This window comes from Bacteroides sp. NSJ-48, from assembly GCF_014287405.1.
GTDB lineage: Bacteria > Bacteroidota > Bacteroidia > Bacteroidales > Bacteroidaceae > Bacteroides > Bacteroides stercoris.
In genome coordinates, this window is the sequence record NZ_JACOOD010000080.1 from 1 (window position 1) to 6,967 (window position 6,967).

Annotated in this window: 6 protein-coding genes and 3 pseudogenes; 7 read left to right on the forward strand and 2 right to left on the reverse strand. The window is 45.2% G+C overall.

All coding sequences use genetic code 11. The features are described 5' to 3' along the window. The 7 genes and pseudogenes from H8S52_RS19145 to H8S52_RS19175 form a co-directional block, all read left to right on the forward strand. A pseudogene (locus H8S52_RS19145) lies at positions 1 to 1,032 on the forward strand (hypothetical protein); the annotation flags it as partial. Between the two features lie 129 nt (positions 1,033 to 1,161). Further along, the gene (locus tag H8S52_RS19150) at positions 1,162 to 1,395 is read left to right on the forward strand and encodes a hypothetical protein (protein ID WP_007562474.1); all 234 of its coding nucleotides are present in this window, start codon (positions 1,162 to 1,164) and stop codon (positions 1,393 to 1,395) included. 375 nt (positions 1,396 to 1,770) lie between these two features. After that, complete coding sequence (locus tag H8S52_RS19155) at positions 1,771 to 3,072, forward strand: reverse transcriptase domain-containing protein (RefSeq protein ID WP_007562471.1); 1,302 nt, start codon at positions 1,771 to 1,773, stop codon at positions 3,070 to 3,072. After that, on the forward strand, positions 3,069 to 3,554 hold the full coding sequence (locus H8S52_RS19160) for a hypothetical protein (protein ID WP_007562469.1): 486 nt from the start codon (positions 3,069 to 3,071) through the stop codon (positions 3,552 to 3,554). Before H8S52_RS19155 ends, H8S52_RS19160 begins: the two co-directional genes overlap by 4 nt. Before the next feature lie 185 nt (positions 3,555 to 3,739). Further along, entirely contained in the window at positions 3,740 to 3,982 is a 243-nt protein-coding gene (locus tag H8S52_RS19165; RefSeq protein ID WP_007562467.1) for a hypothetical protein, read from the forward strand. A gap of 66 nt (positions 3,983 to 4,048) precedes the next feature. Then, positions 4,049 to 4,687, forward strand: a complete 639-nt coding sequence (locus H8S52_RS19170; protein WP_007562465.1) for a thymidylate synthase — start codon at positions 4,049 to 4,051, stop codon at positions 4,685 to 4,687. Beyond that, positions 4,684 to 5,544: a DNA adenine methylase gene (locus H8S52_RS19175; protein WP_007562461.1), complete on the forward strand. Its 861-nt coding sequence runs from the start codon at positions 4,684 to 4,686 to the stop codon at positions 5,542 to 5,544. The genes H8S52_RS19170 and H8S52_RS19175 overlap by 4 nt, the downstream gene beginning before the upstream one ends. A gap of 217 nt (positions 5,545 to 5,761) precedes the next feature. On the opposite strand, the pseudogene H8S52_RS19180 reads toward H8S52_RS19175, so the two are convergent. Beyond that, positions 5,762 to 6,406 (reverse strand): annotated as a pseudogene (locus H8S52_RS19180) (alpha/beta hydrolase); the annotation flags it as partial. A 463-nt stretch (positions 6,407 to 6,869) separates the two neighbouring features. Beyond that, a pseudogene (locus H8S52_RS20100) lies at positions 6,870 to 6,967 on the reverse strand (IS982 family transposase); the annotation flags it as partial.

The following is a 6,967-nucleotide window of genomic DNA, read 5'->3' on the forward strand; positions in this document are numbered from 1 at the left end:
GTGGTGCCGACCATCGGCTTGAAATTTGAAGCCGGCATGTATCTGATAGCAGACGTTCCGGAACGTGCTACAGCCCTGCATTTCTCCATTCTGAACACGGCAGAGTTTGACTGCGTGGTGCTGAGCAACAGCGACAAGATAGAGGACATGGAACCGGATTGGGTGGCCAATGAGGAACATCTGTGTGCCGTTGTGGGCAGTTCTGTAGTGGGCAGCAAGTTGCGTGCCTGCATAACCGGAGCTTCGACCACGGCAAGCATGACATGGACGGACTTCCACTATTACAGCCAGCAGCGTGGCATGCAGCAGATAGATGCCCTGATGCACAGCCGCATCGCGAACCTGAGCTATGCAAAGTACGGGCGTAGGGACATGCAGGAACAATGCGGTGCCGGTCAGCATAACAATAACCGGACAACGGGTGGAACGGCCGACCATGGAATGACAGACACCATCGGCTATGACGAAGCGTATGTCATCAACAACAAAATCACGAATTCGCTGATTGACGGCTTGGTGCATCAGTATGCCTGGTATAAGAGCCGGGACGAATACGGACAGGCGACTGTGGTGCAGGTGAACAATATCTGCTGCCTGGGCTACGAGGACATCTACGGCAACAAGTATGACATGATGGACGGCGTGGATCTGCCGAATGACAGCGGCAACCAGGGCAAATGGCGCATCTGGATGCCTGACGGCAGTATCCGTATGGTACAGGGCAAGAAGGACAGCGGTCAGTGGATTACAGGCGTGGCGCACGGCAAGTATATGGACATGGTTCCGGTAGGTAATTTGAACGGATCATCTTCCACCTACTATACCGACATGTACTGGATAAGCACCGCTACAGTCCGTGTGGTCTATCGCGGGTGCAGCTATGCGCGTGCGAATGGCGGTGTGTCGGATGCGAGTGCGAATATCGATGCTTCGTACACGAGTGCGAATGTCGGCTCGCGTCTGGCCTTCCGCGGCAAAATCGTCCGGGCGCAAAGCGTGGCAGCGTACAAGGCGATACGCGAGGTGGCGTAAGCGCAAAGCGCCAAAGCGTGGAGCGAAGCGACTAAAACGAAAGAACGGGATTCGGATGGTTTCCGAATTCCATTTAAAAGGTATTCAAATACCGGCGAAGCCGGTCGAAAAAATAGAATTTTGAGGTATATGAAAAAGATTATCGCATTTTTAAAAATGAGTAACCGTTACAAGCATCTTATCGGTGGTTTGATGGTAGGTCTATTGGGATTTACTCCTTGGACGGCCTTTTATGCTGCGGCCATTGCAGCTTCCTGTCTGGAACTGAAAGATACTCTTCGGGGAAGTCCTTGGGACTGGATTGATTGGGGGCTCACCGTCGCGGGTGGCAGTATATCCGTTTTATTTTGGATGATAGTGTAATTCGTTTATCTGTTTTGCCTGTTAAATCAGTAACTTTGCAAGCGGTAGAGTTCCCCAATAGTCCGTGTGGTCTATCGCGGGTACAACAATGCGAATGCGAATGGCGGTGTGTCGAATGCGAATGCGAATAACGATGCTTCGAATACGAATGCGAATGTCGGCTCGCGTCTGGAAATCTAACAAATCGGCGTACAGCAGCGGGGACGTGTCCCCGAAGCGGTGCCGAGGGGAGCAAGCCACAGCAACAGCACCAGAAAAGGTGGAAAGCTGAAAAATCACGCGTCGGGTGGAGTTTGGTAGGCTGTTATCAGTTCGAAGAAGTCAGACCCGGGGAAAGGAAGGCCCTCATCTTCCATGTTTATTAACCAATAGCTTATGCGCAGGGAAGGATATATTATCGAGGAAATCATCGAATACTCCAATATGTCGGAGGCATTCGATTCGGTACTTCGCGGAACCGATCGTAAGAGGTCAAGGCAGGGACGATTCCTGCTTGCCCATAGGGAGAAGATTATCACCGAACTGACGGCTTCCATTGCGGACGGCTCATTCCGGCTGGGCGGCTACCATGAGAGGGAAATTGAAGAATACGGTAAAAAACGTATTTTGCAGATCCTGTCCATGAAAGACCGCATCGCTGTGTTTGCCATCATGAATGTGGTGGACCGCCACCTGCAAAAACGTTATATCCGGACAACCGGTGCAAGCATCAAAAGGCGCGGTACTCATGACCTGATGAACTGCATACGTACCGATTTGCAAAAAAATCCGGAAGGCACGCTTTACGCATACAAATTTGACATCCGGAGGTTTTATGACAATGCGCGGCAGGACTTTGTTATGTGGTGCTTCCGGAGGGTGTTCAAGGACAAAAGGCTGTTGGTCTTGTTGGAGCGGTTTGTTAAGCTACTGCCGGAAGGTATCAGTTTCGGACTGCGCAGTTCACAAGGGGCAGGAAATCTGCTTCTGTCTGTATTTTTAGACCACTATCTGAAGGATAAGTACGGGGTTCGTTATTACTATCGCTATTGCGATGACGGACTGGTACTCGGTAAAACGAAAGCGGAATTGTGGAAGATTCGTGATGCTGTTCACGGGCAAATGGGAAAAATAGACTTGGAAATAAAGCCGAATGAACGGGTGTTCCCTGTGGAAGAAGGCATTGATTTCCTTGGCTATGTTATCCGTCCCGACTATGTAAGATTGCGGAAACGCATCAAACAGAAGTTTGCCCGGAAAATGCACGAGGTAAAATCGAGAAAAAGACGGCGGGAACTGATTGCCAGTTTCTACGGCATGACGAAGCACGCCGACTGTAATAAGTTGTTTAAAAAATTAACAGGCAAAGAAATGAGAAGTTTTAAAGACTTGAATGTCGCTTACAAGCCGGAAGACGGTAAAAAGCGATTCCCCGGAGTGGTGGTAAGCATCCGGGAACTGGTAAACTTACCCATTGTAGTGAAGGACTTTGAGACCGGTATCAAAACCGAGCAGGGAGAAGACCGCTGTATTGTGGCCATCGAAGTGAACGGCGAGGCAAAGAAGTTCTTCACCAACAGCGAGGAAATGAAGAATATTCTCGCACAAGTAAAGGAAATGCCGGATGGTTTCCCGTTTGAAACGACCATCAAGACAGAGACATTCGGCAAAGGTAGAACCAAATACGTGTTTACATGAGAAGAGTTGAAGGAAGTTCCGGGGTTTCGCTGATGGAATGCACGAACCCGGTTAAAGACAAATGGCGCATCCGATGGGATGTGCAGGAAAAAGAGAACGGCTCTGCCTCCTACATGGAAGAGGAGTTCGGGCATAAGCCTACTGATGAGGAAATCCACACATTGGTTATGTCCTGGTATAACAGCCAGACTGATGCGGCTATCCTATCCGGATTCGCCTATAATGGTGCCCATGTATGGCTTTCTGTGGAGAACCAGTACAACTATAAGGCAGCATACGATTTGGCCGTTCAGACGGGCGGAGAAACCCTGCCAGTGACGTTTAAGTTTGGTTCGGATGAACAACCGGAATACCATACTTTTACTCAGTTAGAAGAACTGAAAGATTTCTATACAAAAGCAGTAGGATTCATTCAGACAGTTCTGGCTGAAGGCTGGGAAAAAAAGGACAAGTTCAATTTGGAATTATATCGGATTGAGTGATTGACAATCCCTTCGGGGGAGGGATAAAAAAAGCCCCCGGCCTGTTAATATAGACGCCAATCATTTATTAACACAAAACGCCACGAGAGTGCGCGACCGGGGGCAATGCCCTCTGCCGCACTCTCGTGGCGTTTTTACGCATTAAATAAATGATTGGCATTGCAAAAGTACAAAAATGATTGGATATGACATTGTTTGAAGCACTTAAATTTAACAGAGAACCGCTTGAAATGCTTATAAGTTTGGGCGGCAAGCAGGATGACCTTCGATTCATAGACTTATATACGGAGTATGAGGTCATGAAAAAACAAGGTGAAAAGACCACTTATGCAGTGGCGTTTTTGGCAAATAAATATTCGGTAAGCGAACGTAAGGTGTATGATGTTATCAAACGGTTTGGAAAGCACTGCACGCTCGGTGCAGTGTGATTGATGTGCCGGGGATGCCTTGTGTTGTCCGGTAGAGCTACCTTTGTACAACCAAAAATAAAGCTCATGAATAAGTATTACCAGACATTAGACAAGATACTCCAAACGGGCAAAATCCAGACCAATAGGAAAGGGCGTATCAAGTATCTATTAAACGAAAGGCTCATGCTAACCCCCGCTGATTTACTTGACATATTTGAAAGCCACGGGATAGCCAGGAAAAAGCTGAAAGAGGAATTGAAACTGTTTATGCAAGGAGTCCGGGATGTGGAAAAATACAAAGAGGCAGGGATTACCTGGTGGGATTATTGCGGCCATACCCTTGTAAACAGCTATCCAACTTACTTTGAAAAGCTTCCACCCCTCATAACCAGGATTAACCGGGAAAAGCGCAACAGCAAGAATTATGTCCTGTTTCTTGGAGAAACCGGGGTGGAAAGCAACCAGGCACCCTGCCTGAGTCTTGTGCAGTTCCAAATTGATGAGGGAGAATTGGTGCTATCTGCATATCAGCGTAGTTCTGATGCGAACCTTGGGCTTCCGGCTGATATTTATCATCTTTATCTGATGGCAAGGCAGGTGGAGCTTCCCCTGAAGTCCATAACCCTTGACCTTGGAAATGTGCATATATATGAAAATAACATTGACCGGACTCTGGAACTGTTATCCGGAGTTGAAAACATTAAATTTGACTTGAACGTATGAAGAATATGAATTTATCTGCACCACTGCCATTTGTAGGCCAAAAAAGAATGTTTGCTAAAGAGTTTATTAAAGTTTTGGAACAGTTCCCTGAAGATACCGTGTTTGTGGACTTGTTTGGCGGTTCCGGACTTCTTTCGCATATAGCCAAAAGAAGCAAGCCCGATGCTACTGTTGTCTACAATGACTTCGACAACTACCGGTTCAGACTGAAAAATATCCCACAGACAAATAAACTGCTTGCCGATATTAGGGAGCTGGTGGGTAATTCGATACCCAAACATAAACCAATTAAAGGGGAACTTAGAGAACGCATTTTTAAACGTATCGAGGAAGAAGAACTAAATGTTGGGTACGTGGATTTTATAACCTTATCATCCTCACTTATGTTCTCCATGAAGTATAAATTGTCTGTAGCCGAAATGCGCAAGGAAGTCCTTTATAACAACATTCGCAAGACCGGTTATCCGGAGTCTTCTGACTACTTAAAAGGGCTTGAAATTGTATCATGCGACTACAAAGCAGTATTCAACCAATATAAGGATGTTCCCGGAGTCGTCTTTTTAATTGATCCGCCTTATCTTTCCACTGATGTTGGTACGTACAATATGTATTGGCGCTTGTCTGATTATTTGGATGTTTTAAAGATACTCGAAAAGCATTCCTTCGTTTATTTCACATCCAATAAATCCTCCATACTTGAACTGTGTGAATGGATTGGAGCAAACAAAACCATTGGCAATCCTTTTGAGGGTTGTACAAAAAAGGAATTCAATGCCCACATGAATTATTCTGCCGAATATACAGACATGATGCTGTATAAGAAACAGGAAAAATTAGTTCATAAAACAGCTGCTTAGCACTGAACAAAGATACAATTTTTCAAGTAGAAGGCCAAACTTTTGAGCCTTATTTTAATGCCGTTATAAAGCCATTTTTTATGAAATTATAAAGCCGAAACAGAGGTCATTACAAAACTTTTGTTTCGGCTTTTTGAGTGTTGCGCGCTTTCCTTTTTTGAACGCTTCGTTTTGTCCTTTTCCCTGAAAATCGAACGCTTCGTTTCGGATTCTGCGGAAATTTGGATTTGCGGATTATAAATTCCACGTAGCGCTGTTCGGCGGCTTCAGAAAGAATCTGTTTGCGCTGTTCCGGCATAAGTGCTTTTTTCAGTCCGTTGCGGGCGGCACCCCCCATATCGTACATGCTTACCGTAGCGATAGCTTTCAAACGGGGGGCTATCTTGGCTGCACTGACGGCAAAACTTCCGCTGCCGCAAATGCCGATAGCCCCGATACGTTCACGGTCGACAAACGTTCTTGTTCCCAGAAAATCAACAGCGGCGCTGAACGTTTCCGCGTACATGTCGGGAGAAACCGCATTACGTGCTTCTCCACCGCTTTCTCCCCAATAAATAAGGTCTATGGAAAGGGTTACGAACCCCCGTTCCGCCATTTTCGTAGCATAGAGGTTAGCACTCTGCTCTTTCACCGCACCCATTGGGTGACCGACGATGATAGCGGGATATTTTATATCTGCTTTCATGTCTTGGGGCAGAAAAAGCGCAGCGCCGACTTTCATCTTATAAAGATTTTGGAAAGAGACGGATTCGGTACGTATTGCCGGATTCTTATAGAAGTTATCGGCATCTTTTTGGGCATAGCTCTTTGCTGCATTGGCGAGAAAGAGAAAAATTGCGGTTAAAATGATTGTACGTTTCATGGCCTTGCGCATAAATTCATTGCACGTCGTATCGGAGTTTCCGTTACGGTGCGGACTGGATGATAAAATCAGAACATTTTTCATTTTTAATGCAGTTTGATTGGATTAGACATTCTTTTCGGATACAAAGGTAGGGAGATAAGAGGTAGCTTTCGGTAGATGAATTACAGATAAAATAAACTCTATTACAGATTTATATGTTAATAGTTTTTTCCGGATAAATGCCTAAAATGGTTACATTTGCAATGTCCTCGTTTTCATAGGGCGAAAATAAATAATATGTGGTTGTTTTTTATACAATTCCATATAAATAAAGGATTTAAACAAAGCATTGTTATGTAGAAAAGTAAAACGATTATACAGTCAATACATCCCTATAAACGAATGTATTTTGAATTTTACTACAATTTTTGAAAATTTATTAATAAATTGTTTCGTAATTTAACGTGAGTTCGAAATAAAATCAAAAAATAGCAAGTTGTCCGTCATTGACAAAATTTACGTCAATGGCGGGCTTCTTTTCAAAAAAGCAGTATGCCGCGATAGCCGACAAGGAGTTGG

Bases quoted from the DNA above. Each gene is read 5' to 3' on its own strand.
- H8S52_RS19170 (WP_007562465.1), top strand. From the start codon at position 4,049: ATGAATAAGTATTACCAGACATTAGACAAGATACTCCAAACGGGCAAA.
- H8S52_RS19155 (WP_007562471.1), top strand. From the start codon at position 1,771: ATGCGCAGGGAAGGATATATTATCGAGGAAATCATCGAATACTCCAAT.
- H8S52_RS19175 (WP_007562461.1), top strand. From the start codon at position 4,684: ATGAAGAATATGAATTTATCTGCACCACTGCCATTTGTAGGCCAAAAA.
- H8S52_RS19150 (WP_007562474.1), top strand. From the start codon at position 1,162: ATGAAAAAGATTATCGCATTTTTAAAAATGAGTAACCGTTACAAGCAT.
- H8S52_RS19160 (WP_007562469.1), top strand. From the start codon at position 3,069: ATGAGAAGAGTTGAAGGAAGTTCCGGGGTTTCGCTGATGGAATGCACG.
- H8S52_RS19165 (WP_007562467.1), top strand. From the start codon at position 3,740: ATGACATTGTTTGAAGCACTTAAATTTAACAGAGAACCGCTTGAAATG.